Below are 23,935 nucleotides of genomic sequence, written 5' to 3'. Positions count from 1 at the left end.
GTGATCGCGCCTCACCCGCGGCGTGTGGTGCGCGCCGTGTGGGTAGGTGCCCGACGTGGACCCACATGTGATCGTCCTGTTCGGCGCGACCGGCGACCTGGCGCGGCGCAAGCTGTGGCCGGGGCTCCTGCACCTCGCCGAGGCCGGGCTGCTGCCCGACGACTTCCGGATCATCGGCTCGGGCCGGCACGCGCCGGAGGGCGGGCTGGCGCAGGACTGGCCCGACGCGCTGCGCGAGCGCGTCACGTTCGTCGTGTCGTCGGCCGACGACGGCAGCGCGCTGGCCGACGCGGTCCAGGCCGCGCGCTCGGCGCTCGGCGACGCGTCGCGCACGTTGTTCTACATGTCGGTGCCGCCGTCGGCGATGGAGCCGATGGTGCAGATGCTCGGCGACGCCGGCCTGGCCAACGGCCGCGTCCGGATCGTGGTGGAGAAGCCGTTCGGCCGCGACCTCGCGACCGCGCAGGCGCTCAACGCGACGCTGCACGAGCACTTCGACGAGGACCAGGTCTTCCGCATCGACCACTTCCTCGGCAAGGAGGCGGCGCAGGACATCCTGGCGCTGCGCTTCGCCAACGGGCTGTTCGAGCCGGTCTGGGATCGCCATCACATCGCGGGCGTGCAGATCGACATCCCCGAGACGCTCGGGCTCGAAGGGCGCGCGTCGTTCTACGAGGAGACGGGCGCGTTCCGCGACATGGTGGTCACGCACCTCAGCCAGATCCTGGGGTTCGTGGCGATGGAGGCGCCGGCGTCGCTGGACGCGCAGCACCTGCGCGACGCGAAGGCCGCGGCGTTCGCCGACCTCCGCCCGCTCACGCCCCAGGACACGGTCTACGGCCAGTTCGCCGGCTACCGCGACCAGGAGGGCGTCGACCCGGAGTCGGCGACCGAGACGTTCGTGGCGCTGCGCGCGTTCGTCGACAACGACCGCTGGCGCGACGTGCCGTTCCTGCTGCGCACCGGCAAGGCGCTGGCCGAGGGGCGCCGCGTGGTCACGGTGACCTTCCGCGAGCCGGAGGCCGACATCTTCGACGGCGAGCACCGGCCCAACGAGATCGTCTTCGAGCTGACCGAGGACCCCAAGTTGGCGGTCGAGGTCCGCGTCAAGGAGCCGGGCCCGACGTCGGCGGTGCGGCGGGCGGCGCTGACGCTGGACGTCGAGCGGGCGCTCAACGAGCACGGGCTGGAGGCCTACGAGCGGCTGCTGCACGACGTCCTGCTCGGCGACCACCTGCTGTTCACGCGCGCCGACGAGGTCGAGCGGCTGTGGGAGTGCGCGGCGCAGCTGCTCGAGCATCCGCCCGAGCCGCTGGCCTACGACCAGGGCTCGTGGGGTCCGGACGCGGCGATCACGCTCGCCGAGCCGATCGGCTGGCGGCTGCCCGAGCGCGAGTCCTAGGCGGGCGCTCAGCCGCGACGAGCGTCGTCGCGGCGGCCAGCGCGGCGCGGGCGACGGCGCGCGGGTCGCGCATCTGGGCCTGGGCGATCGCGCCGTCGAAGAGGACGGCGAGCTGGTCGGCGAGCGCACGGGCCGGCGCTGCGCCCAGCCCCGCCGCGCCGGCCGCGGCGGCGAAGGCGTCGCGCGTCGCGGCCTTGTGGCGGGCGGCGACCGCGGTCGCCGGATGGCCGCGGTCGTGCAGCTCCAGGCTCGCGTTCATGAACGGGCAGCCGTGGAAGTGCGCGCTCTCGAACCACGGCTCGAGCATCGCGAACGGCGCGAGCAGCCGCGCCCACGGGTCCTTCCCCGCGCGCTCCAGCGCGGCGGCCAGCGCGGCGCGCGCCGGGCCGTCGGCGCCTTCCAGCGTCGCGACGATCAGCGCGTCCTTGGTCGCGAAGTGGCGGTAGAGCGTCATCTTGCCGACGCCGGCCTCGGCCGCGATCCGGTCGACGCCCACGGCCCGCAGGCCCTCGCGGCCGAAGAGCCGCGCGGCCGTCTCCAGGAGGCGCTCGCGCGCCACGCTCACCGCGTGAACACCAACTTGGTGTAGTCCTCCAACAACGCGTCGGCGGCGTCCTCGAAGGCGACGGTCCGGGTCGTGACGGGCGCGACGTCGAGCGTGCCGGCGGCGAGCAGGTCGAGCACGGCCGGCGCGTCGCGGCGCGCGTGGATGCGGCCGGTGACGAACGTCGAGGCCAACACGTACATCTGCAGCAGCGGCAGCTTCGGGATCGTGTCGGGGTCGAAGTAGATCGCGGTGCTCGTGCACACGCCGTCGCGGTCCAGGCTGCCGGCGGCGAGCGCCAGCCCCGCGGTCGTCGCGGCCGCGTCGACGGTGATCGGGAAGCGCTGGTCGAGCTGGTCGGGAACGTGGTCGAGCGTGCGCGCGCCGTAGCCCTCGGCGATCGCGCGCCGGCCGGCGTCCGGGTCGACGTACAGCACGTCGTCGGCGCCGAGCGCGACGGCGTGCGCGACCGCGTAGAGCCCGATCGACCCCGACGACGCGCCGCCGCAGACGAGCACCGGCGCGCCCGGCCGCGCGGCGAGGTACGGGCCGACGGTGCGGTAGGCGTCGGTGATGTTGTCCGACGCGCCCGCCGCGATCTCGGGCGCCAGCCCGTCCGGGATCGGCACGAGCATCGCGTCGGCGAACGGCACCCGGACCGCGTCGGAGAGGAAGCCGCCCCACGTCGTGTTCTCGGGGCCGAAGCCGAAGCCGTAGGTCGCCGCGAACGGCACGTCCTCGCAGTTGCCGGTCCGCCCCGCCCGGCACGCGCCGCAGGTCCCGCAGCTGATCTGGAACGGCACCAGGACGCGGTCGCCGGGCTTGACCGTCCGGACGCCGTCGCCGACCTCCAGCACCTCGGCCACGCCCTCGTGCCCGATCGTGAACGGCGCCGGGAACGGCGAGACGCCGCCGACGATCATCGCGTCCAGGTCGCAGGTCGCGACCGCGAGATGGCGGACGATCGCCTCGCCGTCGCCCGCGATCCGCGGCTCGTCCGCGTCCCGCCACTCGAGCTGCCGGGGCCCTGCGTAGGTCAACGCGCGCATGGGGCGCGACGATACGGATCGGTATCGCCCGTGTCGAGGTCAGGGAGCGGTTCGGGTCGTCGAGCTCGGCGGGTTCGACGACGACGGCTGGGTCGTCGGCCGGTTCGTCCCGGTCGGCGTCGTCGTGGGGTTGCTGATGGTGCCGGTGCCGGTGCCGGTGCCGGTCGTGCCGCCGCCGGTGTTCGTCGTGCCGGTGTCCGTCGTGGCGTCGTCGGCGCCCAGCGTGAGGGTGACCGTCGCCTCGGGCGCCACGAGCGCGCCGGACGCGGGCTCCTGCCGCTCGACGACCGTCCCGCCCTCCGGCCCGAAGCCGGGAGTCAGCCCCCGCGCCTTGAGCGCCGCCTTCGCGTCATCGACCGGCATCCCCTCGACGCCCGGCACCGCGACCTTGGTGACCTTCACCACCAGGAGGACGGTCGACCTGCGGGCGGCGCGGGCGCCGCGCACCGGATCCTGCTCCTGCACGACGCAGGTCTCCCAGGCCTGACACGGACGATCGGTGTCGGCCTGCAGGCCCGCGTCGGCCAGCGCCTTCGTGGCGGCGGTCAGCGAGGCGTCCACGACCGCCGGCACCGCGACGGTGGGCGTGACCCTGGTCGTCGTCGTGGCCGTGCTCGAGGTTCCGCCGCCCGTCCCGCCGCCCGGCTTGCCGCCGCCCTTGGCGGCCCCGTCGTGGTCCAGCACCGCGCCGCCGACCGGCAGCTCCACCGTCGTCCCGCGGTCGAGGTGCTCGCCCACCGCGATCGGCTGCGCGAGCACGTGGCAGCCCCGGTCGTGCTCACCGCACTGGCCCGCGAACGAGGCGAAGAGCTTGCTGTCGGTGAGCCGGCTGCGGGCGGCGTCGAGCTCGAGGTCGCTCACCGCCGGCATCGTTGTCCCGATCGGCACGCCCGGGATCGCGAACGGCCGGATCGCCGAGCGCGTGAAGAACAGCAGGTAGGACAGCAGGACGGTGGCCGTCAGCCCGACCACGGTGCCGACGCCGAACATCCACCGCCAGCGCCGCTGCTTCGCCGCCATGACGACCGCGGTGCTCGGCGCGGGGATGGTGGCGCGCAGCCGTTCGCGGACCTCGTCGTCGCTCAGCACGCCGGCGCCTCGGACGGCCCGGCGAGCGCCGCGCGCACCTCCTGCCCCGAGGCGGCCATCAGCCGGTGCGCCTCGGCGTCGTCGGCGAGGCCGAGCAGCGTGGCGACGTCGTGATCGCCGAGCCCGAGCATGCCGTCGAGCAGGAACGCGGCACGGCACGGGAACGGCAGGCGGGCGAACGCCGCGACCGCGCCGGGCCGCTCGAACGCGCTGGGCAGCGGCTCCTCGGCCGGGCCGCGCTCCCAGCGTCGCCGGCGCTGCTCGGGCACGACGAGCAGCGACCAGACGCCCGGGCTCTCGACCCAGTGCAGGATCGTGCGCGCGGTGGCGACGACGGGCTCCTCCGACGCGCCATGGCTCCAGTTCAGCCGCGTGCGGGCCGCGGCCTCGCGCAGGAGCGCCTGGCCCTCCTGGGCACCACCGGAGATCAGCACGGCGAAGTGCAGCAGCGCGGAGCGGTGCTCGCGGTAGAAGTGCGTGAAGTCGGCGTCGCGCGTGTCGATCTTCGCGGTGGCCCAGCCGAACTTGATCTCGGTGAAGGTCATCGGGACGGTGCGCGCGCTGGCGCCGAGCACGAGCATCAGCGACCCCAGCACGATGACCGCGACGGCCGTCGGCGACGACGACTCCCGGATGACGCCGGTGAGCACCATCGGTCCTCCGAGACCCAACAGGGTGATGCCGAGGGTCGCCATGGCCTGCCGCCGACTGTACGCCCGCCGGCCGGGCGCGTGCTAGCGTTTTCGCGCGGTCTCTAGAGGCGTGACGTTGAGCATCTGTGCGCAATCGTGCGCATCGCTGTCAGCGCGACGGGTCGGCCGGCTGGCCCATGCTCGGCGGCAGCAGCGCGAGGGCTTCGAGCTCGAAGCGCAGCTGCCGGACGAGCGGCTGCGGGCCGAGACGGCGCTCGAGCAGCGCGAGGCAGGCCCAGTAGTGGTCGAGCTTGTCGCGGTCGACGGCGGCCGCCGAGTCCCCGTGGCTGACGAGCCCGAGGCGGAACTCGCGCGCCTTGGCGACCTTGTCGGCCGCGAAGACCGCCGCGGCGTCGGTGCTGGCCCCGGCCACGACGTCGCGCAGCCGCGCCTTGCGCTCGGCGTAGGTGCCCTCGGCCGCGGGCGGCTCGGAGACCGCGGCGACGAGGTCGGCGACCTCGGCCCCGAAGCGCTCCTCGAGCTCCTCGCGGGTGACGTCGGTGTCCTCCAGGACGTCGTGCAGGACGCCCGCGGCGATCACGTGGTCGGGGTAGTCGCGGCCCTGCAGCAGATGCGCGACCTCCAGCGGATGCAGGATGAACGGCGCGTGGTCGACGTCGCGCAGCTGGCCGGCGTGCCGGCCGGCGGCGAACTCGAGCGCCGCCTCGGTGATCGGCAGGCCGCTGACGAACGAGGGATAGTCCGGCACGCGCTGCACGCTATCGCGGCACTTCGTGGAGCCTCGTGTCGTTGTTGTTGGCGTGGACCGGATGAGGCAGGAGATCCAGGCGCTGCGCGCCGTGGCGGTCGCCGTCGTGGTCCGCTGGCACCTGTGGCCGGACGCGGTGCCGGGCGGGTTCGTCGGCGTGGACGTGTTCTTCGTGATCTCGGGGTTCCTGGTCACCGCGCTGCTCGTGCGCGAGGTCGAACGCGACGGGCGCGTCTCCCTGCGGGGGTCACACGCTCGCGCACAAGCCGCGCTGCTTCGGCGCCGCCGCGCGCGACCCGCGGCGGACGTGCCGCGACCCGAAGCTCAGCCGGACGGTCGTCCCGACGCCGGTCCAGGCGCCCAAGATGGACAACTCGCCCTGTCGCGTGGTGCAGCACTCGGGCGGCACGGTCGTCGTCCCGCACGGCGCGACCGGCTGGAGCGCGCAGGTCAATGGCTATGCCAACGCCTGGCGCGCGCTGCCGGCCGCGGTCAAGCACGTGCTGGTGCTGCGCGACAACCCCAAGATGCGCACGACGACGCTGGGCTGCGTCGAGCGCGCGCTGGAGCGCCACCACGACGCGGGCCGCGCGTGCGCGCAGCCGCGCGCCCGTGCGCCGGAGCGCGACCCGGCGGCGGTGGCGGCGGCCCATCTCCGGCGCCCCGGCGTCCGGACGATCGACCTCACGCGGCTGCTCTGCGACCGGCGCGCCTGCTTCCCGGTCATCGGCGGCGCCCTGGCCTACAAGGACATCCACCACTTCACCGCGGTGTTCAGCGCGACGCTCGGGCCCTACGTGACGCGCCGGGTCGACGCGCTCGGCCTCCGCTAGCCGCTAGCCCAGCGCGAGCGTCGCCACCGGCGGGTCGTGGTCGGAGACCTTGGTCGGCGCCGTCGTCTCGTTGCGCTCGTAGTAGTCGTTGTCGAAGTGCACGAACAGGAGGCCGGTCGCCTTGGCGTACAGGTCCTTGGTCATCAGGATGTGGTCGAGCGTCTGGAGCTGGCCGTTGTAGGCAAAGGAGTAGCGGTTGGACGCCGGCGCCTTCTTCCACAGGTTCTTCAGCGTCGTGCCGCTCACGAGGTCGCCGCTGACCGCGGGCGAGTCCTCGAAGTCGTTGAGGTCGCCGATGACCACCGCGGAGCCGCCGGACAGCTCGATGTCGCGCACCGCGCCGGCCACGAACGCGGCCTGGTCCTGACGGCACGGCTCGGGATGGCCCTGCGAGGCCCAGTGGTTGCCGATCAGCGTGAAGCGCGTGGTGCCCTTCTTGACGCTGATCTGCAGCGGCGGGCGCTCGAAGAGCTTGGTCCCGGTGGGCGCGTCCTGGCAGCCGGACTCGGTGGTCGTCGCGTCGATCCCGAGCTGGCGGACGTCGGTGACCTGGACGCCGTCGCGCACCAGGAAGCCGACGGCGATGTGGCGCGCGTCGGTCGACGGCCGCCAGATCGCCGTGTAGTTGCCGAGCTTGGTCGCGACCTCCTTCAGCGCGTCCTCGGACGCGACCTCCTCCACGGCCAGGATCTCCGGCTTGTGGAGCAGCTTGATGGCGTTGGCCAACCGCGTGGTCTTGGTGTCGACGTCGGCCTGGGTGAACGTGTGACCGTCGTCGGTCATGCCGGCGCCGAACAGGTTCTCCATGTTGAAGTTGGCGATCCGCAGCGTGCCGGCGCCGCCTTCGGGCGCGGCCGGCGGGTAGGTGGTCGCGCCCTTGACGACCGTCGGCCGCTGGCCGGGCTGGGGCTGGAGCTGGTACTCGGAGAACGAGAAGCCAAGCGGGCCGACCGCGCCGGTGACCTTGTCGAACAGGTCGCCCTTGACGCGGGTCGTCGACGTCGGCGTCGCCGACGGCGCGGTCGGGTCGACGTCGGCCGAGCCGGCGTCCTGGCCCAGGTCGAGGAGGTTGGGCGGCCCGACGGGCGTCGCCGGGTCGCGCATGATGCGCTTGCGCGCGGCGGCGGGCTGCAGGAAGAGCTCGCCGAACTTGTCGGTGCCGCCGGAGTTCGCGGTCCCGGACGCCAGCGCGACGCGCATGCCCTCGAGCGTCTCGTAGTACGGGCGCGTGCCGTTGGCCGCTACGGTCTGGGCCGCCGCGGAGGCGGGGTCGATCGTGACCGGCGCGGGCAGGTTGGCGACCTTGGCCGTGCCGGTGAACAGCGGCGCCTGACCCGAGGCGTCGAGCGTCGTCAGGTTGTACAGCTCGGTCACCGTGCCGGTGACCGTCACGGTCTGGCCGACGTGCGACGCCGCGCGGTCGGCCGCGAGCAGGCCGCCGACGAAGATGCCCTCGGAGGTCTGCGTGTCGGTGTCCTGCGCGATCGTCGGCGTCTCGACGTAGATCCCGGCCTGGCGCGGGTCCAGGTTGACGTAGTTGCTGACGCCCTGCTGGTTGTCGACGCCGACCACCACGCCGGTGATCGCGACCTTCTGGCCGACCATCGGCGACGTCGCACCGCTGCCCTGGATGGCGTCGATCGCGGCGACCGCCGGCGGCGCCGCGCACGGCGTGCCGCACGCGGTCCCGTTCGCGGACCCGGACGGCGCGCCGAAGTCGGCGGCGTTGTCGTCGGTGTCGCCGGCGCGGGTGAAGGTGTAGTCGTCGCCCGTGGTCGGGAACGTCAGCGCCGTCCCCTCCGCGCACGCGGTCCCGGCCGCGCCGGCGCCGTCCTGGATCGTGCCGGCGGCGTCGCGGATCTGGAAGCCGCCGTCCTCCTTGACCTGGAAGCTGTAGAGCGCGTCGGCGGTGCCCGTGTAGTCGCCGGCGTTCTTGCCGAAGACGAACGACTGGCCGGCCGGCAGCGTCGTCCCGGCCGGGAGCTTGTCGCCGTCGGTGCCGATCCGCGACGTCCCGCCCGACGTGTAGCAGTCGTAGAGCTGCCAGTCGGAGAGGTCTGCGGAAGTCTCGCCAGTGTTGGTGATCTGCACGTATTCGTCGTATTGCGACGCGGCGGTGCGCGTGCGCAGCTTGGAGATCACGACGCCCGAGGGCGAGGCGGCGACGGCGGGCCCGGAGGCGGCCAACGCGGCGGCCGCGAGGGCCAGCGAGAGGAGGACGAGCAGGCGAGCGCGGGACACGATCGCCTCCCATGCCCAAGATCGCGCGGACTCAGACCTGCCGCGGTCCGCGCTTCACCGGTCGTTCACGCGGCCGGTCGCGTGAGCTCGGCGCGCCAGCCGCGGCGCTGCTCCGGAGCCTCGGGGTCGGGGACGCGACGGACGTCCACGGGCTCGACGCCGTCGTGGGCGAACTTCGCGATCGTGGCGGCGTTGAGGAACCACGGCGGCCCACCGTCGGGCGCGCTGTCGTCGCCGTCGTCGTCGCGGGCCACGGCGATCACGATCAGCGTGCCGCCGGGGGCGACGAGGTCGCTGATCGCGTGGATGGCGTCGGTGCGCGGCGGGTCGGGCAGGGCCTGGACCGTCCAGCACTCCACGACGAGGTCGAAGGCGTGGCGCCAGGCGTCCGGGAGGTCGAGGAGATCGGCGACCTCGTACTGAACCCGGGTGTCCGGGTGGTGGTCGTTGGCGATGCGGATCGCGGTCGGCGCGAGGTCGAACGCGGTCGTGTTGTAGTTCTTGCTCGCGATGTACTCGGCGTCGGCGCCGAGGCCGCAGCCGACGACGATCGCCGAGCGCGTCCCGCCACCGTCGAAGCGGCGGTCCTCGACCACCTGCTCCAGCAGCCCGTGCGGCCCGTCGCGGTTCCACGGCGGGGCGCCGCCGTCGGCGGCGGTCTGGGCGTAGAGCGGCTCGAACCAGCCGGTGGCGTCGTCGGTCATCGGGCGTTCATCTTGGCGAGGCTGCCGGTCGGCTGCGCTGGACGCCGTCCTGAGGTCGTGCGAACATATGTTCGTGTCAACGTCCCGTCCCGTCGCCTCGATCCTCCACGCCGACCTCGACGCGTTCTTCGCCTCGGTCGAGCAGCGCGACGACCCGGCGCTGCGGGGCAAGCCGGTCATCGTCGGGCCCGGCGTCGTGCTGGCCGCCAGCTACGAGGCGCGGGCGTGCGGGGTGCGGTCGGCGATGGGCGGCACGAAGGCGCGGAACCTGTGCCCGGACGCGATCGTGGTGTCGCCGCGGTTCAAGGCCTACGTCGAGGCCAGCCGGGAGGTGTTCAAGATCTTCGAGGACACGGCGCCGGTGGTCGAGGCGATCTCGATCGACGAGGCGTTCCTCGACGTCCGGGGGCTGGAGCACATCAGCGGCACGGCGGCGCAGATCGCGGCGCGGCTGCGCGCGCGGGTGCGGGAGGAGGTCGGGCTGCCGATCAGCGTCGGGGTCGCGACGACCAAGCACCTGGCGAAGGTCGCCAGCAACGAGGCCAAGCCGGACGGGTTGTTGGTGGTGTCGCCCGGCGCCGAGCTCGCGTTCCTGCATCCGCTGCCGGTCGAGCGGCTGTGGGGCGTGGGGCCGGCGACGGCGCAGCGGCTGCGCGAGCACGGGATCGTGACGGTCGGCCAGCTCGCCGGGATGCCCGAGGCCGTGCTCGTGACGATCGCCGGCCGCGCGGTCGGGCGCCGTCTGCACGCGATCAGCCACAACCGCGACCCGCGGCGGGTGCGCGCCGGCCGCGGTCGGCGCTCGATCGGCTCGCAGAGCGCGCTGGGGTCGCGCGGGCGGTCGTGGGAGTCCCTGGACACGGTCGCCGTCGGGCTGGTCGACCGCGTCGCGCGCCGGATGCGCAAGGGCGACCGCGTCGGGCGCACCGTGATCCTCCGCCTGCGCTGGGGCGACTTCACCCGCGCGACCCGCTCCAAGACGCTCGCCCACCCGACCGCCTCGACGACCACCCTGCTGATCGCCCTGCGCGCGCTGCTCGCCGCCGAGCGCGAGATGATCGCCCGCCGCGGCCTGACCCTGCTCGGCGTCACGATCACCAACCTCGAACACGCCGGCGCCGACGTCCAGCTCGAGCTGCCGTTGGACGGGACCCGCGCCGAGACCATCGACCAGACGATGGACGCGATCCGCGACCGCTTCGGCACCACCGCCGTCCGCCGCGCCCGCCTCCTGACCAGCGGCGACCGGATGTCGGCCTGGCTGATGCCCGGCGACGCGCCGGACGCGGTGGACGACCTGTTCGCCGACCGGCGTCCCCGGCGTGGTCGACCCGGCCCTACACCAACTCCGCGGTCGTGACCACGTCGGCGAACTCGCCGTGGAGGTTCGTCGCCGTCGCGCGGGCCAGCTCGTCGGCGGTCATCGACGTCCCGTCGGGCCCGACGCGGTCGAACGTGTGGGTGGCGTCCAACGCGAAGAGGACGCGGTGGCCGAGGTTGGCGCCGACGCGGGCCGTGGTCTCGCAGCAGTGGTTGGTCGTGATGCCGCACACCACGATCCCGTCGAGCGCCTCCGCGCGCAGCCACGCGTCGAGGTCGGGTGCGCCGTGGAAGGCCGAGTTGACGTTCTTGGCCACCAGCAGGTCGGGCGCGCCCGCCACGATCGACATGAAGGCGTTGCCCGGCGCGTCGGGCGCCAGCGGCGAGCCCTCCTCGCCGGAGTCGTGGCGGACGAAGACCACCTTGCGCCCCGCCGCCCGCCACGCGGCCAGCAGCGCCGCGATGTTGTCCTCGCACGCCGGGTTGTTGCGCGGGCCCCAGAACCCCGTGTCGCGGAACGCCTCCTGCACGTCGACGACCACCAGCGCCAGCGCGTCGAGCCCGCGATCGGCGGCGCTCATGCCACACCCCGGAACGTCCGGCGGTAGGCCGTGGGCCGCGTCGCCGTCGCCCGGCCGAAGTGGATGCGCATCGCCGCCGCGCTGCCGAAGCCCGATCGCCGCGCGACCTCCTCGACGGGCAGGTCGGTGGTCTCCAGCAGCCGCCGGGCATGGTGGACGCGCTGCTGCGTGAGCCAGCGCTTCGGCGCTTCGCCGGTCTCGGCCACGAAGCGCCGCGCGAAGGTCCGCGCGCTCATGTGCGCGTGGCGCGCCAGGTCCTCGACGCCCAGGGGCGTGTCCAGCCGCGCAACCGCCCATGCGCGCGTCGCGGCCAGCCCGTCGCCTGCGCGCGCCGGCGGCAGCGGCGCGTCGATGTACTGCGCCTGGCCGCCGTCGCGGTGCGGCGCGACGACGTTCCAGCGCGCGACCGCCGTGGCCGCGTCGGCGCCCAGGTCGCCGCGCACGACGTGCAGGCACAGGTCCATCCCGGCGGCCAGGCCGGCCGAGGTCAGCACGTCGCCGTCGTCGACATACAGCACATCCGGATCGACGTCGACCGCCGGGAACTCCTCCGCCAGCCGTGCGCAGTAGGACCAGTGCGTCGTCGCGCGCCGGCCGTCGAGCAGCCCCGCGTGCGCCAGCGCGAACGCGCCCGTGCAGATCGACATGGCCCGGGCCCCGCGCGCGTGCGCGGCCGCCAGGGCGTCCAACGCGGCGCGCTGGCCGCCGACGACGTGCGGCAGCGCGCCTCCGACCACGACCAGGTCCGCGCCCTCCAGCACCTCCAGCCCCGCGGTCGGCGACAGCTTCACGCCCATCGACGTCGTCACCGGACGCCCGCCGGCGGCGGCCAGCTGCAGCTCGTACGGCAGCTGCGGTCGCGGCGAGACGACCCCCGGCGCGGCCGCGCCGAACACCGTCGTCGCCGTCCCGACGTCGAAGAGCACCGACCCGTCCATCAGCAGGACGACGACCCGCAGCGCGTGCATTGGCAGAAATCTAGCGAACATCGGCATTTCTGCCACTGGCCGCCGCGCGCGCCCTCCGAAATCCTGCACTCCATGCTCGAGGCTCTCCCCCATCGCGCGTGGCTCGTCGCCGCCGCCGGCTTCGTCGCGCTGCTCGCCGCCGCCGCGATCCGGGCGACGTTCGGCATCCTGATGGAGCCGTTGATGATGGAGTTCGGCTGGAGCCACGGCGCGATCTCCACCGCCGCGTCGGTCAACCTGGTCGTCTTCGGCCTGAGCGCACCCTTCGCCGCCTCCCTGACCGAGCGCTTCGGCCTTAGGCGCGTGGTGACCATCGCGCTCGGGCTGATCGCGGTCGCCGCCGCGCTGCTCACGCAGGTCACCCAGCTCTGGCAGCTCTACCTCGTCTGGGGCCTGGTCGCCGGCGCGGCCACCGGCGCGGTCGCGCCGGTCCTGGCCGCGACCGTCGCCAACCGCTGGTTCGTCGCGCGCCGCGGCCTCGTCGTCGGCCTGCTCACCGCCGCCAACTCCACCGGCCAGCTGATCTTCCTGCCGCTGATGGCACACCTGACCGAGCACGGCGACTGGCGCTGGACGATGGCCGTCGTCGGCGGCGCCGCGCTGATCGCGCTCGTCGCCGTCGTCGCCGGCCTGCGCGACCGCCCCTCCGACTACGGTCTCGCGCCCTACGGCGGCGAGCTCGAGGACCCCACCGCGCCCGCGCCGCCCAGACGCCCCGCGCTCCAGGTGCTCCGCGAGGTCTCGCGCGACCGCGTCTTCCTCGCGCTCGTCGGCTCGTTCTTCATCTGCGGCGCGACGACCGTCGGCCTGATCGCCGTCCACCTCATCCCCGCCGCCCACGACCACGGCATCCCCGCGGGCGAGGCGGCCAGCATGATGGCCTTGATGGGGCTCCTCGACATCGCGGGGACCACCGGCTCGGGCTGGCTGACCGACCGCTACCCGGCGCGCCGGCTGTTGGTGATGTACTACTCCGGCCGCGGCCTCAGCCTCCTGATCCTGCCCTTCGCCCTGTCGTCGCAGGGGCCGGTGCTGACCGCGTTCACCATCTTCTACGGGTTGGACTGGATCGCCACCGTGCCGCCGACCGTCGCGCTCGTCACCCAGCGCTTCGGGCGCGAGACCGGCCTCGTCGCGTTCGGCTGGATCTTCGCCGGCCACCAGATGGGCGGCGCGGTCGCGGCCTGGGCGGCAGGCGCGGTGCGCGACGGGTCCGGGACCTACGACGGCGTGTTCGTCGTCTCCGGCGTCCTGTGCTTCGCCGCCGCGCTGCTGCTGACCGCGACCCGCGTCAAGCCCCGACGCGTCCAACCCGCGCCGGCCGCCGCGTAGCACCTCGCGGGACATCCATGCGGGGCCCGCGCCCGTACCCGCGACTGGATGCCCACGCTCTTCGACACCCTCCTCGACCGCTCGCTCGTCGGCGGCTACTCGCGCGTCGGCTACGCGCTGCGCTCCCATGCCTTCGGCGGCCTTCCGCGGATGGACGGCCAGACCGCGGCGGTGACCGGCGCGACCTCCGGCCTGGGGCTGGCGGCGGCGATCGGCTTCGCCCGGCTCGGCGCGCGCGTGATCCTCGTCGCCCGCAGCGAGGAGCGCGGCGAGCAGGCACGCGCCCAGGTCCGCGAGCACGGCCCGGACGTCGACCTCGTCCTCGCCGACCTCTCCAGCCTCGCCGACCTGCGCCGCGTCGCCGCCACGCTCGCCGACGCCGACCTCGACGTCCTCGTCAACAACGCCGGCGTGCTCACCGAGGAGCGCGAGACCTCCGTCGACGGCAACGAGCTGACGCTGGCGACCAACGTCCTCGGCCCCTTCCTCCTGACCGACCTGCTCCCGGACGCCCGGCGCGTCGTCACCGTCTCCTCCGGCGGCATGTACGCGCAGAAGCTCGACGTCGAGGACCTGCAGAGCGAGCACGGCGCCTTCAGCGGCACCAAGGCGTACGCCAAGACCAAGCGAGCCGAGGTCGTCCTCACCGAGCTGTGGGCGCAGCGACGGCGCGCGACCCCCCAGCGCCTCCATGCCATGCACCCCGGCTGGGTCGACACGCCCGGCCTCGCCGCCTCGCTCCCCAGCTTCCACCGCCTCACCGGCCCGTTGCTGCGCACGCCGCGGCAGGGCGCGGACACGATCGTCTGGCTCGGCGCGACCGACCAGCCCAGCGGCCGCTTCTGGCACGACCGCGCGCCGCGGCCCACGCACTACGTGCCGTGGACGAAGGAGAGCGACGCCGACCGCGGCCGCGTTTGGGACGCGTGCGTCGCGCTCACCGCCGCGTAGAGTCCACGTGCCAGCTCGCTGGTCAGGGCCATGAGAGAGCACGCGCCGCACAACGCGATGGACGAGCCCGGCGAGATCGCCGCCTTCCGCGACCGCTGCAGCCCGCTGATGGGCGCGCTGCTCGACGAGCTGGCCTCGACGCCCGGCGTCGCACGCCCGTTCCCGGCGATCGAGGACGCGCTGGACTGGCCGCGCCGCCGCATCGCGTCGGTCCTCGGCGGCGTCTGGCGCCTGCGCCAGACCGAGTTCGGCGGCCGCCGCCCCTACCGCTTCTACGGCGACCGCGAGTCGGCCTCGGGCCGCTGGGAGCTGTTCGTGGACGCGGTCCAGGCCGCCGCGATCCGCGACGCTGGCATCCTGTAGGCGATGGACCTGCTGTCGCTCGACGAGGTTCGGCGCCGGCTGGCGATCACCGGCCAGTCCCACGGCGGCGTGCGTCCCGTCGCGGTCGACAAGATCATCGGGTCGGTCGACCGCGTGGGCGGGTTCGCCGCCGAGCGGGCGCGGCTGAGCGCGCTCCGGCGCGCGTTCCCCGACGGCAGCTTCCCGCCGATCGACGTCTACGAGGTCGGCGGCGCGTTCTTCGTCGAGGACGGCCACCACCGCGTCGTCCTCGCGCGCGAGCTGGCCATCGCGTTCCTCGACGCCGAGGTCACGGTCCTGCACACCAACTACGCGCTACCACCGGACGTCGACGTCGGCCGGCTCGTCCACACCAATCAGCAGCGCCGCCGTGCACGCCGCCGGCCTGCCGGCCAAGTACCCCTTCAAGACCGAGGCCGACCTGTTCCTCTGGATCTACGAGCGGCGCCGGGACCTGCGCGTCCTGGATCCCGCCGCGGACTTCGCCGCCGCGGCCGCGTTCGCGCTGACCGAGGGCGTCAGCCGCCGCGACCGGCGCACGATCGTCGGCGAGGCGGCCGACCCGCTCCGCCCGGGCTAAGGCGTCGCGAGCTCGGCGAGCCGGCGCAGGGACTCGTCGTTGCGCCGCTTGACGAGGAAGTGGGTGAGCGGGTTGAACACCAGGCGCGTGATCCGGTCGCCCGCGTCCTCGGTCATCGTCACGAGCGTGGCGTCGCCGCGGCGCTCGAGGTCGAGCGCGACGTGCGCGGTGCCCAGCGGCCGCGCCTTGGCGTGCAGCTCCAGCCGCCTGCCCGGCTCCATCGCGATGACCTCGGTGTGGTCGTTGAGCGCGAGCGGGAACCGGCCAACTCGGTGGTGGAAGCGCGAGCCGACCGCCGGCCAGGTGTCGTCGGCACCGCGGATCGTGTCCGAGCCCACCACCCAGTGCCCGTAGGAGTCGGGGTCGGCGAGCACGGCGAAGACGCGCTCGGGGGACGCCGGGATCAGTCGTTCGTTGCGGGCCATCGCCCCCGCGGTACCCGGGGTCGGCACCCCGTAGTGCCGCATCACGGCACTAGGCTCTGACGATGGCCCAAGCCAGCGACGAGCTGCAGCGCTGGCTGAGCGCCGAGGGCGACAAGACCCTCGGCAGCCTCGTCGAGACGTTCGACGAGAAGAGCTTCGCCTTCTTGTTCGTGTTGCTGCTCGGCGTCTCGGCCCTCCCGCTGCCGACCGGCGGCGCGACGCACGTCTTCGAGGTCATCGCGGTCCTCCTCGCGCTGCAGCTGATCGTCGGCCGCGAGGAGATCTGGCTGCCGCGGCGCTGGCGCGACACGAAGCTCGCGGGCGGCAAGCGCGAGGCGTTCGTCGTCAAGTTGATGCAGATGATCCGGTGGCTGGAGCGCTTCTCGCGCCCGCGGCTGACCTGGCTGTTCAACCACCGGCTCAGCAACATCGTCTTCGGCCTGCTGGTCATCGTCGGCTGCCTCGGCGCGTTCCTGGCCCCGCCGTTCACCGGCCTCGACACGCTGCCCTCGCTCGGCGTCGTGCTGCTCGGCCTCGCGGTCATCCTGGAGGACTTCGCGCTGGTCGTGATCGCGCTCGTCGTGATGGTCGTCGGCATCGCGCTGGAGATCGTCCTGGGCAGCGCGGCCGTCCACGGCATCGGGTCGTTGTTCTAGGTCTATGCGGCGGCGGCCGCGGCGGCCAGGGCCGCCTCCTGCTCGGCCTCATCGCTGAGGTCGAGATCGCCCGGCACCGTGCGCAGCGCGATCACCGCGGCGCCGGCGAGGATCGCGGCGCAGGCGAGCAGCGCGACCTGCGCGCCGGACCCGAACGCGCCGCGCGCCGCGTCGGCCAGCCCACCGTCGCCGCTGCCCAGGGCGCCCTGCAGCGAGGCCCGCGCCGCCGCCGGCGCACCGTCGGGCAGGTCGGCGCGGTAGACCGCGTTGAAGACCGAGCCCAGCAGCGCGACGCCGAACGCGCCGCCCACCTCCTGGAAGGTGTCGGCCAGCGCGGCGCCGATCCCGGCCGCCTCCTCCGGCAGCCCGCCGAGGACCGCGAGCGCCGTCGGCGTGATGCACATCCGCACCCCCGCGCCGAAGACGAGCAGCCCGCCGGCCACCGGCCAGTAGCCGCCGTGGCGGATCGTCAGGGCGACGTCGACGACCGCCGCCGCGCAGACCAGCAGCCCGGCCGCTGCCGCCCACGCCGAGCCGAACCGGCGCGCCACCAGCGCCAGCGCCGAGCCGCCGCCGATGACACCGACCGCGATCGGCGCCGAGCGCAGGCCCGCGTCGACCGGCGAGTAGCCCCAGACCACCTGCAGCTGCTGGGTGATCAGGAACAGCGTGCCGGTCAAGGCCATCATCAACGCCGCCTGGACGGCGCCCGGGCCGACGATGCGGCGGCGTGCGAGCAGCCGCACGTCGAGCATCGGATACGCGGCCCGCCGCTCCCAGGCGACGAACGCCGTCGCGGCGGCCAGCGCGCCGAACGCCGGGCCGAGGACCGCGAGCGACGTCCAGCCGCGATCGGGCCCGTCGACCAGCGCGGCGACCAGCCCGAGCATCGCGCCGATCGACAGCACGGTGCCGGGGACGTCGGCGCCGCGCGTCGAGCGCTCGCCGTCGGCCGGAAGCACGGCGCGCGCCACGATCAGCGCGCCCCAGGCCAGCGGGACGTTGACCAGGAACACCGACTGCCACGCGAAGACCTCCAACAACGCGCCGCCGATCAGCGGGCCGAGCACGAACCCGAGCGCGCCGACGGCGCCGGCGACGCCGATCACCGTCCCCCGCACCGGGCCCTCGAACGCGCGGTACATGAGCGACAGCGTGCTGGGCATCAGGAACGCCGCGCACGCGCCGGTCAGCGCGCGCAGCCCGATCAGCGCCGGCGCCGAGGAGACCACGAGGACCAGCAGCGACGCGCCGCCGAACGCGCCGAGCCCGCCGAGCAGGACGCGGCGGCGCCCGAGGCGATCGGCCAGCGAGCCGCCGGTCAGCAGCAGGCCGCCGAAGAGCAGGGAGTAGGCGTTGACGATCCACTGCAGCTGGCTGTTGGACGCGTCGAGGTCCTTGGCGATCGACGGCAGCGCGACGTTCATCACCGTGTTGTCGACGGTGACGACGAGGATCGCCAGGATGAGCGCGGCGAGGACCGGCCAGCCCTCGCGCAGGGTCCGCGCGGGCCGCGTGGTCGTACGTTGTTCGGGATCTAGAACGTTGTTCGAGTGCATGCAGCGGGGTAGGATGCTCGAACAGCGTTCGAGAGTCAAGCCCCTTCTCATGGCCAAGCCCAACACCCACGGCATCGGCGCCGCGTTCGCCAAGCGCCGCAAGGCGCCCGCCAAGGCGCCGCTGGACCGCGAGCGCGTCATCGCGGCCGCCGTGAAGATCCTCGACGCCGAGGGCCCGGGCGCCCTCACGTTCCGGCGGCTGGCGGCTGACCTCGACGCCGGCGTGGCGACGCTCTACTGGCACGTCGACAACAAGGAGATGCTGCTCGACCTCGTCCTGGACGCGGTGATGGACGAGCTGGGCGAGGGCTTCGACGCGCACCCCGAGCTGCCGTGGGACGAGCGCATGAGGGGCGGCCTGATCGAGTTGTGGCGGTTGATGCGGCGCCATCCATGGGCCGCGCTTCACGCCATCTCCACCAACAACCGCGGCCCCAACCTGCTCCACCACTGGGATCGCGGCGCGGCGCTGCTGTTCACCACCGGGATGGAGGCGCGCGACGTCTTCTACGCGCTGTCGACGCTGTTCACCTTCGTGGTGGGCGTCGGCGTCCAGGACGCGATCTGGCACGTCTACGGCGTGACCGACCAGTCCGAGGCACGCGCCGCCGAGCTCGGCGAGGTGACCCGCCTCTTCGACGAGCTGCCGGCCGACGCCTACCCGACCTTCCGCCGGATCCTGCCCGTCTTCGCGAGCCACGACGAGGACGAGCAGTTCCTGTCGGGGATCGACCTGCTGCTGGCCGGGATCCGGGGGCAGCTGGCGGCGAATGGCTGAGGCCGGGGGGCGTTGTGGGCGTTGGTTGGTCACCAGTGCGGTGCGCCGGTGGTGGTGCGGGGCGTGGTTCGTTCGTCATCAAGGGCGTGTGAGTGTGGAGGCGGCGCTCCTTGTGGTCGGCGTGGCTCGTCCTGGTGGCAGCGCCGGGGGGGCGGGTTCGGGGCCGAATCGTCGGATCAGGCGCGATGGATCGCGTGAAGTCCGCGATAGAGGCGGACTTGACGCGATCGAGCACGATTCGGGCCCGAATCGCCCGCCCCGGAGCACGACCAACGACGAGCCACACCGACCCCGGTGGCGCCGCTCCAACGCCTTCACGCCCTTGATGAGGGACGAACGACGCCCCGCAGCACCCGAAGCGCACCGCACTGGTGACCAACCGACGCCGGCGCGCCGCAGCGAGCCTCAGCCCGACGACGGCGCCCCCGCCCCCGGCGCCCCCACCGCCAGCGCCTGCCCACACTGCCAGCAGAACGTCGCGCCCCGGGAATGCACCGCGCCGCAGGAGCGGCAACTCCCCGTGACGCCGTCCTCGGACGCCGCCAGCAGCCGTTCGACCTCGCCCAGCTCCGCGTCGGCCGTCTGGAGCTCGGCGGCGCGGCGGCTCAGCACGTCGAGGCGGTAGTGGTCGCGGGTCGCCATCTCGTAGGTCAGCCCGCCGAGGTCGAAGGTGAGCGCGGCGACGCGGCGGGCCAGGTCGTGGCGGCGGCTGCGGAGCTCGTCCAAGGAGGTCGGACCGGGCAGCGCGCTCATCCGATCTCCTCGAAGCCCGCGCCGCCGCCCGCGGGCTTGTCGTCCTTGGGCGGGAGCTTGCCGGTGCCGGTCGAGATCGGCTTGCCGTTCTTGACCGCGTCGTCGACGGCCTTCTTGCTGCTCAGGCTCTTCACCGAGACCGAGTCCTTCGGCGCCGTCGCCTTGTCGGACGCCGTGTCGGCCTTGCCCTTGGCCGCCTTCTTGGTGGCCTTGCTCGACGATCCGGACGTGTCGCCGCCGCTGCCGGTGCCCGTCGTGGCGGCGGCCGCCGCCGGCGCCGCCGCGCCCTCCACCTTGATGACCTGCGGCGCGGGCGTGGCGGCCGCCGGCGCGCTCTGGTCGCTCGTCGCCCAGTGCCCGAGCAACAGCCCGATCAACAACGTCAACAACAGCAGCGCGGCGAGCGCGAGCAGCCCCGCGTTGGCCTGCAGCCGTCCGTTGAGCCCGTGCGGCGGCGGTGCGCCGTTGGCCTGGACGACCAGCGGCGGCGCGGCCACCGGACCTCCACCCCGCGTCCGCACGTCGGCGTCCAACACGTCCAAGAACTCCAGGCGCGCCTCCGGCCGCCGGCCACCGCAGTGCAGGCAGTAGCGCTGGTCGCCGGCCAGCGGCGCGCCGCAGGCGGGACAGGGCTCGCCGTCGCGAGCGGGTGGGTACGGATACGGGGCCGGCTGGTTCTCGGTGATCACGGTGTGCTCCTTCACGACTTCGATGCGACGACGGTCGGCGCCACGGTCAGGGCGACGCGCGCCCCGCGGGGGTCGCCGACGAAGAACAGGCGGAAGTGGATCTGCTTCCTGCCGCCGGCGGCCGGCAGCTTCGGGACCAGCGCACGGCCGGCCGCGACCACACGCGAGCCCTTCAGCGCGACGGCGAAGATCGGGACGGCCCGCAGCACGATCCGCGACGGGTTCACCACGACGCCGGTCAGGTACCGCCCGGTCGCGTCGCCGTCGAAGTGGACGCCGCGGAGCGAGACGTCCGGCACCGACCCCGCCGCCGGGGCCGCCCCCACCCGCGCCTTGACCGACCGCGGCGCCGACGCGACCGTCACCTGGTCGTTGACCCACCACGACGTCCGGTGCGCGCGCACCGACGCCAACCGCTGCAGCGCGGGCTGCAGCCCCGTCGCGTCGTTCTTGTACAACGACCCGCCCTCGGCGTCGCGCACGTCGATCAGCACCGGGACGTCACGCTGCGCGTGCCCACCGCGGTTGCGCACCTCGACCGCCGCGGCGACGGTCCCGCCCGCGCCGCGGACCACGACGGCCCTCGCCACGGCCAGGTCGGCGTTGCGCGAGATCCGCAGCGTCCCCGCGTCCTGGACGGCCTCCTTGCCCTCCCGGGCGATGGCCGCGCTCTTGTCCGCCGTGCTCTCGCACGCCGACAGCCCGGCCGCGCCGGCAAGGACGACAACAACGGCCGTCGCCCGCGCCGCGATCACCCGAAGGCCCCCGCCACGTAGTCGCGCGTGCGCTCCGCCCGCGGCGCGCCGAAGACCTGCTCGGTCTCGCCGAACTCCACGAGGTCGCCCAGGTACATGAACGCGACCTTGTCCCCCACGCGATGCGCCTGGGCCAGGTTGTGGGTGACGATGACGACCGCCAGATCCCGGCGCAGCTCGCCGATCAGCTCCTCGATCACCGCGGTCGACCGCGGGTCCAAGGCGCTGCACGGCTCGTCCATCAGCAGGACCTCGGGCCGCGTCGCGATCGCGCGCGCGATGCACAGCCGCTGCTGCTGACCGCCGCTGAGGCGCAGCGCGGGCCGGTCGAGGTCGCTGGCGACCTCGTCGTACAGCCCCGCGCGCCGCAGCGCGTCGACGACCTGCGGCTCGAGCTCCCGCCGCCCCGGCCGCTTGCGGTTCTGCACCCGGATCGCGTAGGCGACGTTGTCGAAGATCGACATCGGGAACGGGTTGGGCTGCTGGAAGACCATCGCCACCCGCCGCCGCAGCGCAGTCACCTCGAGCTGCTCCACGTCGACGCCGTCGAGCAGCACGCGCCCGCGGCGCGTCGCGCCCGCGGTCGTCTCCGTCAGCCGGTTCAGCGTCCGCAGCAACGTGGTCTTGCCGCAGCCCGACGGCCCGATCAAGGCCAGGGCCTCACCCGCGTGGATCGGCAAGGACACGTCCTTGACCGCGGCGTTGTCCCCGTACAGGACGCTGAGCTGCTCGACCCGCATCCGCTCCGGCCCGCCCGGTCCGCGCGCGCGGACGCGCGCGGCTCCTGCGTCCGCCGGCTCCGGCACCGGGACCGGCGTGCGGTCCAACCGGACCCGGCGGCGCGGCGGCGGCAGCGACGGCACGGCGTCGTCGAGGAACGGGTCCACCACCCGGTCGTGGGTGCTCATGAGCGGCTCTCCTTGCGAAGCGCGCGTACGGAACGCGCGTCAGAACCTCGGCCGATGAGGTCGACGACGAAGTTCAACGTCAGGACGATCAACAGCAGCACGAACGCGGCGGCGTAGGCCTTCTGCGGCGCGTTGCCCTCGCCGGCCGGCGACGCGTTGTACACGTAGCTGGTCAGCGTCGACCCGGTCCCACGCAGCGTGCCCAGGACGGGGACGTCGCCCTGGGGCTCGATCTGCAGGGTCGCGCCGAGCAGGACGACGACGACCGCCGTGTCGCCCACGATCCGGCCCATGCCGAGCGCCGCGCCGGTCGCGACGTTGCGCCGGATCTGCGGGAGCAGGATGGTGCGGATGGTGCAGACGCGCGTCTTGCCCAGCGCCCACGACGCCTCGCGCACGTGCGTCGGGATCGCCATCAGGCCCTCCCGCGCCGCGCCGAAGACGAGCGGCAGAGCGATCAACGACATCATCGCGCCGGCGGCCAGGAACGAGCGCCCGAAGACGCCGCCGCCCGACGCCGTGAACGACAGCGGAGCGAGGATCGGCAGCTGGAAGATCGCGAGGCCGAAGATCGCGATGACGATGTCCGGCGTGCCGGCGACGACCTCGATCCCGGACTCGACCGCGCGGGCCAGCGGCGCCGGCTTGCCGTACTCGACGAGCCACACCGCGGTCGCGACGGCCAGCGGGACCGCGATGCAGATCCCGATGACCGTCAGCACGACGGTGCCGCCGATCGGATCCAGGATCCCGCCGGTCGTGTGCTGCGCCAGGCCCGGCTGCGGGCGCGAGAACAGGAGGTCCAGGTTGAGGTACTGGACGCCGCGCACGCCCATGTAGATCACGATCCCGGCGGTGACCGCGCACAGCGCCAGCCCGCAGGCCCAGCAGGCCAGGAACGCGAGCCGGTGGCTCCATTTCCACGAGCGCAGCCGGTCGCCCTGCGGCGACGGGCGCGGGCCGAGCGGGTCGACCAGCGGCGCCTCGAACGAGGTGGCGGGCGTCGTCGCGGCCATCAGATCCGTAGCCCCTGACGGCGCATCGGGAGCTTGGCGAAGTACCCGCCGATCGACAGCGCGAGGCTGGACAGCAGCAACAGCAAGGCGAACGCGTAGACCGATGACTTGACCGCCGGCGCGTTGAGCGCGTCGACGTTCTCGACCATCGACGCCGCCAGCGGGCGGATCGGCTCGAAGATGTAGGTGATGCCGTCGATCGGGTTCGGCGAGAAGCCGCGCGAGCCCGACACCATCGACAGCGCGACGGCCTCGCCGAGGGCGCGGGCCGTCGCGAGCACCGCGGCGGCGACGATCGCCGGGCGCGCGGCGCGGACCGACACGGTCCAGATCGCCTCCCAGCGGTTGGCGCCGAGCGCGCACGCGCCCTCGGTCCACGCCGTCGGGATGGCCCGCAGCGCGTCGACCACGATCGCGATCATGATCGGCGTGATCATCACGGTCAGCACGACGATCGCGACGAGCACGCCCGTCCCGTCGATCTGGACGACGTTCTGCACCGACGCCTTGCGGTCGAGCGAGATGAGGTGGTTGCCGACGAACGGCGCGAGGACCAGGATCCCGATCAACCCGTAGATGACCGACGGGACCGCGGCCAGGAGCCGCACCGCGGGCACCGCGATCGCGCGCATGCGGGCGGGCGCGAACTCCACGATGAAGATCGCGGAGAACAGCGAGAACACGAGCCCGACGAGGACGGCGACGCCCGTCGTCAGCAGCGTCCCGTAGATCAGCGGCCACGCGCGCAGGTGGTAGGCCGAGTCCGGCGGATGCTGCCCCGTCTTGATCATGTCGCCGAGCTGGCGGTCGACGTCGCCGCCCGAGCCCAGCCACTTCACATAGCCATTGGCTTGCAGGACGGGCCAGGCGCGGACGGCGACGAAGCCGACCATCAACACGATGATCAGCAGGACCAGGCAGGCCACCGCGCCGAGGCGCCAGGCGGCCTGCCGGTCCGTCCACGGCTCACGGGCGAAGACGCGCCCAGCGGGCGTGCTTCGCTTGCGGTTCTCGCCCAGGGGGCTCGAACGCGCTGGC

Annotated in this window: 26 protein-coding genes; 9 read left to right on the top strand and 17 right to left on the bottom strand. The window is 73.7% G+C overall.

Annotation, left to right across the window (positions count from 1 at the left end):
- Positions 1 to 46: 46 nt before the first annotated feature.
- Entirely contained in the window at positions 47 to 1,402 is a 1,356-nt protein-coding gene (gene zwf, locus DSM104299_RS11450; protein WP_349294505.1) for a glucose-6-phosphate dehydrogenase, read from the top strand.
- Here the strand turns inward: zwf and DSM104299_RS11445 are convergent.
- The 5 genes from DSM104299_RS11445 to DSM104299_RS11425 form a co-directional block, all read right to left on the bottom strand.
- A complete protein-coding gene (locus DSM104299_RS11445) occupies positions 1,353 to 1,967 on the bottom strand; it encodes a TetR/AcrR family transcriptional regulator (RefSeq protein ID WP_272477440.1) in 615 nt (204 codons plus the stop codon). The two genes, zwf and DSM104299_RS11445, sit on opposite strands and share 50 nt — an antisense overlap.
- A complete protein-coding gene (locus tag DSM104299_RS11440; protein WP_272477439.1) occupies positions 1,964 to 2,995 on the bottom strand; it encodes a zinc-dependent alcohol dehydrogenase in 1,032 nt (343 codons plus the stop codon). Before DSM104299_RS11440 ends, DSM104299_RS11445 begins: the two co-directional genes overlap by 4 nt.
- Positions 2,996 to 3,034: 39 nt before the next feature.
- The gene (locus DSM104299_RS11435; RefSeq protein WP_272477438.1) at positions 3,035 to 4,084 is read right to left on the bottom strand and encodes a PASTA domain-containing protein; all 1,050 of its coding nucleotides are present in this window, start codon (positions 4,082 to 4,084) and stop codon (positions 3,035 to 3,037) included.
- Positions 4,078 to 4,779 carry a hypothetical protein gene (locus tag DSM104299_RS11430; protein ID WP_272477437.1) on the bottom strand — a complete coding sequence of 234 codons (702 nt, stop codon included), beginning with the start codon at positions 4,777 to 4,779 and terminating at the stop codon, positions 4,078 to 4,080. Before DSM104299_RS11430 ends, DSM104299_RS11435 begins: the two co-directional genes overlap by 7 nt.
- Positions 4,780 to 4,885: 106 nt before the next feature.
- Positions 4,886 to 5,485 carry an HD domain-containing protein gene (locus DSM104299_RS11425; protein WP_272477436.1) on the bottom strand — a complete coding sequence of 200 codons (600 nt, stop codon included), beginning with the start codon at positions 5,483 to 5,485 and terminating at the stop codon, positions 4,886 to 4,888.
- Positions 5,486 to 5,850: 365 nt separating this feature from the next.
- Between DSM104299_RS11425 and DSM104299_RS11420 the strand changes: the two genes are divergently transcribed.
- A complete protein-coding gene (locus tag DSM104299_RS11420) occupies positions 5,851 to 6,318 on the top strand; it encodes an SGNH hydrolase domain-containing protein (RefSeq protein WP_272477435.1) in 468 nt (155 codons plus the stop codon).
- 3 nt (positions 6,319 to 6,321) lie between these two features.
- On the opposite strand, the gene DSM104299_RS11415 is transcribed toward DSM104299_RS11420, so the two are convergent.
- Together DSM104299_RS11415 and DSM104299_RS11410 are read right to left on the bottom strand one after the other, a co-directional pair.
- Positions 6,322 to 8,559 carry a lamin tail domain-containing protein gene (locus tag DSM104299_RS11415; RefSeq protein WP_272477434.1) on the bottom strand — a complete coding sequence of 746 codons (2,238 nt, stop codon included), beginning with the start codon at positions 8,557 to 8,559 and terminating at the stop codon, positions 6,322 to 6,324.
- A gap of 65 nt (positions 8,560 to 8,624) precedes the next feature.
- Positions 8,625 to 9,263 (bottom strand): class I SAM-dependent methyltransferase, encoded by a 639-nt coding sequence (locus DSM104299_RS11410; RefSeq protein WP_272477433.1) that lies wholly within the window; start codon positions 9,261 to 9,263, stop codon positions 8,625 to 8,627.
- 67 nt (positions 9,264 to 9,330) lie between these two features.
- On the opposite strand from DSM104299_RS11410, the gene dinB reads away from it, so the two are divergent.
- On the top strand, positions 9,331 to 10,623 hold the full coding sequence (dinB, locus tag DSM104299_RS11405; RefSeq protein ID WP_349294504.1) for a DNA polymerase IV: 1,293 nt from the start codon (positions 9,331 to 9,333) through the stop codon (positions 10,621 to 10,623).
- Here the strand turns inward: dinB and DSM104299_RS11400 are convergent.
- Both DSM104299_RS11400 and DSM104299_RS11395 read right to left on the bottom strand, forming a co-directional pair.
- Positions 10,601 to 11,164 (bottom strand): isochorismatase family protein, encoded by a 564-nt coding sequence (locus DSM104299_RS11400; protein WP_272477431.1) that lies wholly within the window; start codon positions 11,162 to 11,164, stop codon positions 10,601 to 10,603. The two genes, dinB and DSM104299_RS11400, sit on opposite strands and share 23 nt — an antisense overlap.
- Positions 11,161 to 12,132, bottom strand: coding sequence for a GlxA family transcriptional regulator (locus DSM104299_RS11395; RefSeq protein WP_272477430.1), 972 nt, complete (start codon positions 12,130 to 12,132; stop codon positions 11,161 to 11,163). Before DSM104299_RS11395 ends, DSM104299_RS11400 begins: the two co-directional genes overlap by 4 nt.
- A 72-nt stretch (positions 12,133 to 12,204) precedes the next feature.
- On the opposite strand from DSM104299_RS11395, the gene DSM104299_RS11390 reads away from it, so the two are divergent.
- The 4 genes from DSM104299_RS11390 to DSM104299_RS11375 all read left to right on the top strand — a co-directional run bounded on the left by DSM104299_RS11390 (position 12,205) and on the right by DSM104299_RS11375 (position 15,358).
- On the top strand, positions 12,205 to 13,464 hold the full coding sequence (locus DSM104299_RS11390) for an MFS transporter (RefSeq protein WP_272477429.1): 1,260 nt from the start codon (positions 12,205 to 12,207) through the stop codon (positions 13,462 to 13,464).
- Positions 13,465 to 13,512: 48 nt separating this feature from the next.
- Positions 13,513 to 14,415: an SDR family NAD(P)-dependent oxidoreductase gene (locus DSM104299_RS11385; RefSeq protein ID WP_272477428.1), complete on the top strand. Its 903-nt coding sequence runs from the start codon at positions 13,513 to 13,515 to the stop codon at positions 14,413 to 14,415.
- 30 nt (positions 14,416 to 14,445) lie between these two features.
- Positions 14,446 to 14,778, top strand: a complete 333-nt coding sequence (locus DSM104299_RS11380; protein ID WP_272477427.1) for a hypothetical protein — start codon at positions 14,446 to 14,448, stop codon at positions 14,776 to 14,778.
- Positions 14,779 to 15,148: 370 nt separating this feature from the next.
- Complete coding sequence (locus tag DSM104299_RS11375; protein ID WP_272477426.1) at positions 15,149 to 15,358, top strand: hypothetical protein; 210 nt, start codon at positions 15,149 to 15,151, stop codon at positions 15,356 to 15,358.
- On the opposite strand, the gene DSM104299_RS11370 is transcribed toward DSM104299_RS11375, so the two are convergent.
- On the bottom strand, positions 15,355 to 15,783 hold the full coding sequence (locus DSM104299_RS11370; protein ID WP_272477425.1) for an SRPBCC family protein: 429 nt from the start codon (positions 15,781 to 15,783) through the stop codon (positions 15,355 to 15,357). The two genes, DSM104299_RS11375 and DSM104299_RS11370, sit on opposite strands and share 4 nt — an antisense overlap.
- Before the next feature lie 62 nt (positions 15,784 to 15,845).
- Between DSM104299_RS11370 and DSM104299_RS11365 the strand changes: the two genes are divergently transcribed.
- A complete protein-coding gene (locus tag DSM104299_RS11365; RefSeq protein WP_272477424.1) occupies positions 15,846 to 16,439 on the top strand; it encodes an exopolysaccharide biosynthesis protein in 594 nt (197 codons plus the stop codon).
- Positions 16,440 to 16,441: 2 nt separating this feature from the next.
- On the opposite strand, the gene DSM104299_RS11360 is transcribed toward DSM104299_RS11365, so the two are convergent.
- Positions 16,442 to 17,998 (bottom strand): MFS transporter, encoded by a 1,557-nt coding sequence (locus DSM104299_RS11360; RefSeq protein ID WP_272477423.1) that lies wholly within the window; start codon positions 17,996 to 17,998, stop codon positions 16,442 to 16,444.
- 49 nt (positions 17,999 to 18,047) lie between these two features.
- Between DSM104299_RS11360 and DSM104299_RS11355 the strand changes: the two genes are divergently transcribed.
- Positions 18,048 to 18,776 carry a TetR/AcrR family transcriptional regulator C-terminal domain-containing protein gene (locus DSM104299_RS11355; protein WP_272477422.1) on the top strand — a complete coding sequence of 243 codons (729 nt, stop codon included), beginning with the start codon at positions 18,048 to 18,050 and terminating at the stop codon, positions 18,774 to 18,776.
- A 405-nt stretch (positions 18,777 to 19,181) separates the two neighbouring features.
- On the opposite strand, the gene DSM104299_RS11350 is transcribed toward DSM104299_RS11355, so the two are convergent.
- From DSM104299_RS11350 to pstC, 6 genes are read right to left on the bottom strand one after another with little or no spacing between them, the layout of a single operon-like run.
- Positions 19,182 to 19,529, bottom strand: a complete 348-nt coding sequence (locus DSM104299_RS11350; protein WP_272477421.1) for a hypothetical protein — start codon at positions 19,527 to 19,529, stop codon at positions 19,182 to 19,184.
- Positions 19,526 to 20,233, bottom strand: coding sequence for a zinc ribbon domain-containing protein (locus DSM104299_RS11345; protein ID WP_272477420.1), 708 nt, complete (start codon positions 20,231 to 20,233; stop codon positions 19,526 to 19,528). The genes DSM104299_RS11350 and DSM104299_RS11345 overlap by 4 nt, the downstream gene beginning before the upstream one ends.
- Positions 20,230 to 20,973: a hypothetical protein gene (locus tag DSM104299_RS11340; RefSeq protein WP_272477419.1), complete on the bottom strand. Its 744-nt coding sequence runs from the start codon at positions 20,971 to 20,973 to the stop codon at positions 20,230 to 20,232. Before DSM104299_RS11340 ends, DSM104299_RS11345 begins: the two co-directional genes overlap by 4 nt.
- Positions 20,970 to 21,881 carry a phosphate ABC transporter ATP-binding protein gene (locus DSM104299_RS11335; protein WP_272477418.1) on the bottom strand — a complete coding sequence of 304 codons (912 nt, stop codon included), beginning with the start codon at positions 21,879 to 21,881 and terminating at the stop codon, positions 20,970 to 20,972. Before DSM104299_RS11335 ends, DSM104299_RS11340 begins: the two co-directional genes overlap by 4 nt.
- Complete coding sequence (locus tag DSM104299_RS11330) at positions 21,878 to 22,897, bottom strand: PstA family ABC transporter permease (RefSeq protein ID WP_272477417.1); 1,020 nt, start codon at positions 22,895 to 22,897, stop codon at positions 21,878 to 21,880. Before DSM104299_RS11330 ends, DSM104299_RS11335 begins: the two co-directional genes overlap by 4 nt.
- The gene (gene pstC, locus DSM104299_RS11325; protein ID WP_349294559.1) at positions 22,897 to 23,916 is read right to left on the bottom strand and encodes a phosphate ABC transporter permease subunit PstC; all 1,020 of its coding nucleotides are present in this window, start codon (positions 23,914 to 23,916) and stop codon (positions 22,897 to 22,899) included. Before pstC ends, DSM104299_RS11330 begins: the two co-directional genes overlap by 1 nt.
- Positions 23,917 to 23,935: the final 19 nt, after the last annotated feature.

It is taken from the genome of Baekduia alba (genome assembly GCF_028416635.1).
Classification (GTDB): domain Bacteria; phylum Actinomycetota; class Thermoleophilia; order Solirubrobacterales; family Solirubrobacteraceae; genus Baekduia; species Baekduia alba.
The sequence above is the reverse complement of the archived record's forward strand: the minus strand, read 5'-3'. Positions and strand labels throughout refer to the sequence as shown.

What these genes read in the sequence shown, in the direction of transcription:
- DSM104299_RS11385 (WP_272477428.1), top strand. Translation starts at nt 13,513, where the DNA reads ATGCCCACGCTCTTCGACACCCTCCTCGACCGCTCGCTCGTCGGCGGC.
- DSM104299_RS11395 (WP_272477430.1), bottom strand. Translation starts at nt 12,132, where the DNA reads ATGCACGCGCTGCGGGTCGTCGTCCTGCTGATGGACGGGTCGGTGCTC.
- DSM104299_RS11370 (WP_272477425.1), bottom strand. Translation starts at nt 15,783, where the DNA reads ATGGCCCGCAACGAACGACTGATCCCGGCGTCCCCCGAGCGCGTCTTC.
- DSM104299_RS11380 (WP_272477427.1), top strand. Translation starts at nt 14,446, where the DNA reads ATGAGAGAGCACGCGCCGCACAACGCGATGGACGAGCCCGGCGAGATC.
- DSM104299_RS11330 (WP_272477417.1), bottom strand. Translation starts at nt 22,897, where the DNA reads ATGGCCGCGACGACGCCCGCCACCTCGTTCGAGGCGCCGCTGGTCGAC.
- DSM104299_RS11360 (WP_272477423.1), bottom strand. Translation starts at nt 17,998, where the DNA reads ATGCACTCGAACAACGTTCTAGATCCCGAACAACGTACGACCACGCGG.
- DSM104299_RS11365 (WP_272477424.1), top strand. Translation starts at nt 15,846, where the DNA reads ATGGCCCAAGCCAGCGACGAGCTGCAGCGCTGGCTGAGCGCCGAGGGC.
- dinB (WP_349294504.1), top strand. Translation starts at nt 9,331, where the DNA reads ATGTTCGTGTCAACGTCCCGTCCCGTCGCCTCGATCCTCCACGCCGAC.
- DSM104299_RS11430 (WP_272477437.1), bottom strand. Translation starts at nt 4,779, where the DNA reads ATGGCGACCCTCGGCATCACCCTGTTGGGTCTCGGAGGACCGATGGTG.
- DSM104299_RS11440 (WP_272477439.1), bottom strand. Translation starts at nt 2,995, where the DNA reads ATGCGCGCGTTGACCTACGCAGGGCCCCGGCAGCTCGAGTGGCGGGAC.
- DSM104299_RS11420 (WP_272477435.1), top strand. Translation starts at nt 5,851, where the DNA reads ATGGACAACTCGCCCTGTCGCGTGGTGCAGCACTCGGGCGGCACGGTC.
- DSM104299_RS11350 (WP_272477421.1), bottom strand. Translation starts at nt 19,529, where the DNA reads ATGAGCGCGCTGCCCGGTCCGACCTCCTTGGACGAGCTCCGCAGCCGC.
- DSM104299_RS11410 (WP_272477433.1), bottom strand. Translation starts at nt 9,263, where the DNA reads ATGACCGACGACGCCACCGGCTGGTTCGAGCCGCTCTACGCCCAGACC.
- DSM104299_RS11335 (WP_272477418.1), bottom strand. Translation starts at nt 21,881, where the DNA reads ATGAGCACCCACGACCGGGTGGTGGACCCGTTCCTCGACGACGCCGTG.
- DSM104299_RS11355 (WP_272477422.1), top strand. Translation starts at nt 18,048, where the DNA reads ATGGCCAAGCCCAACACCCACGGCATCGGCGCCGCGTTCGCCAAGCGC.
- DSM104299_RS11400 (WP_272477431.1), bottom strand. Translation starts at nt 11,164, where the DNA reads ATGAGCGCCGCCGATCGCGGGCTCGACGCGCTGGCGCTGGTGGTCGTC.
- DSM104299_RS11390 (WP_272477429.1), top strand. Translation starts at nt 12,205, where the DNA reads ATGCTCGAGGCTCTCCCCCATCGCGCGTGGCTCGTCGCCGCCGCCGGC.